Genomic DNA, 1,701 nt, shown 5'->3' with positions numbered 1-1,701 from the left:
ANCNGCGANCTGATCCGGCAGCTGGCCCGCTCGCGCCCGGGCAGCGACCACGCGGATCCGGCCTGCGCGATTCGCACCGCACTGCGACGCCTCGCCCGCCGCTACCAGTACCTCACCGAGGAGATCACCGATGCCGATGCCGAGCTGAAACCGCTGGTCGCGCAGACCGTCCCCGACCTGGTTGCGTTGCCTGGCGTCGGCACCGAAACCGCCGCCCAGCTCTTGATCACGGCGGGCGACAACCCGAACCGGCTCAGGTCGGAGGCGTCNCTTCGCGCACCNGGTTGAGGCGGCGCCGATCCCGGCCAGTTCAGGTCGCACCCACCGGCACCGCCTCAACCGCGGCGGTGACCGCCAGGCCAACAACGCACTCCACACGATCGCGCTCGTCCGCATGCGCTACGACACCCGTACCAAGGACTACGTGATCCGACGAACCGCCGAAGGCATGTCCAAGAAGGACATCCTCCGGTGCCTCAAACGCTTCATAGCGCGCGAGGTCTACAAGCACCTCATCAGCTCACAGACCACACCGAAACCGCTCCTTCAGACCGCTTGACGATCTATAGGAGCTTCAACCACCGCACAACCTCCCCCCCACCCATCNGGGCAGCATGACCCCATGCCCGCACTCACACGCCAAGAAGCACAGACCAGAGCCCGCCTCCTCGACGTCCACCACTACCGCGTCGACCTCGACCTCACCACCGGCGACCACACCTTCGACTCGACCACCCACATCGAGTTCACCACCCGCACCGCCGGCGACACCTTCGTCGAAATCAAACCCGCCACCCTCCACACCGCAACCCTCGACGGAAAACCCCTCGACCCCACCACCCTCGACGGCAACCGGCTCCCCCTCACCGGCCTCACCCAAGGCCCCCACCAACTCCGCATCCACGCCACCATGCACTACTCCCGCACCGGCGAAGGCATGCACCGCTTCACCGACCCCGCCGACGGCGAGACCTACACCTACACCCAACTCTTCCTCGACGACGCACAACGCGTCATCGCCGCCTTCGACCAACCCGACCTCAAAGCCACCTTCACCGTCACCGTCACCGCACCCCACCACTGGACCGTCCTCGCCAACGGCACCACCACCCGCCACCCCGACGGCCACTGGACAGCCACCACCACCCCCCGCATCCCCACCTACCTCCTCGCCGTCGCCGCCGGCCCCTGGCACTCCATCCACACCACCCACGCCGGCATCCCCTTCGGCCTCCACTGCCGCCGCTCCCTCGCCTCCCACCTCGACACCGACGCCGAGGAAATCCTCGACACCACCCGCCGCTGCTACGACCGCTACCACCAAAAATTCGACGAACCCTACCCCTTCGACTCCTACGACCAGGCATTCGTCCCCGAATTCAACGCCGGCGCCATGGAAAACCCCGGCCTCGTCACCTTCCGCGACGAATACATCTTCCGCTCCGCCGTCACCACCACCCAACGCCAAACCCGCGCCATCACCATCGCCCACGAAATGGCCCACATGTGGTTCGGCGACCTCGTCACCCTCACCTGGTGGGACGACATCTGGCTCAACGAGTCCTTCGCCGAGTACATGGGCTACCAGACCCTCAACGAAGCCACCACCCGCTACCCCGACACCTGGATCGGCTACGGCATCGCCCGCAAGACCTGGGGATACGACGCCGACCAACGCCCCTCGACCCACCCCGNCNCCCC

General features: G+C 66.8%; 1 protein-coding gene and 2 pseudogenes. All 3 read left to right on the top strand.

Annotated elements, in window-relative coordinates; all coding sequences use genetic code 11:
* Positions 1-9: 9 nt before the first annotated feature.
* Positions 10-269: pseudogene (locus MW084_RS06875) on the top strand (IS110 family transposase); the annotation flags it as partial.
* Between the two features lie 13 nt (positions 270-282).
* The coding region (locus MW084_RS06870; RefSeq protein WP_275563518.1) for a transposase at positions 283-559 on the top strand (277 nt) is incomplete at its 5' end.
* Positions 560-622: 63 nt separating this feature from the next.
* A pseudogene (locus tag MW084_RS06865) lies at positions 623-1,694 on the top strand (M1 family metallopeptidase); the annotation flags it as partial.
* Positions 1,695-1,701 lie beyond the last annotated feature (7 nt).

It is taken from the genome of Streptomyces sudanensis (assembly GCF_023614315.1).
In the GTDB taxonomy this organism is placed as follows: domain Bacteria; phylum Actinomycetota; class Actinomycetes; order Streptomycetales; family Streptomycetaceae; genus Streptomyces; species Streptomyces sudanensis.
The sequence above is the reverse complement of the archived record's forward strand: the minus strand, read 5'-3'. Positions and strand labels throughout refer to the sequence as shown.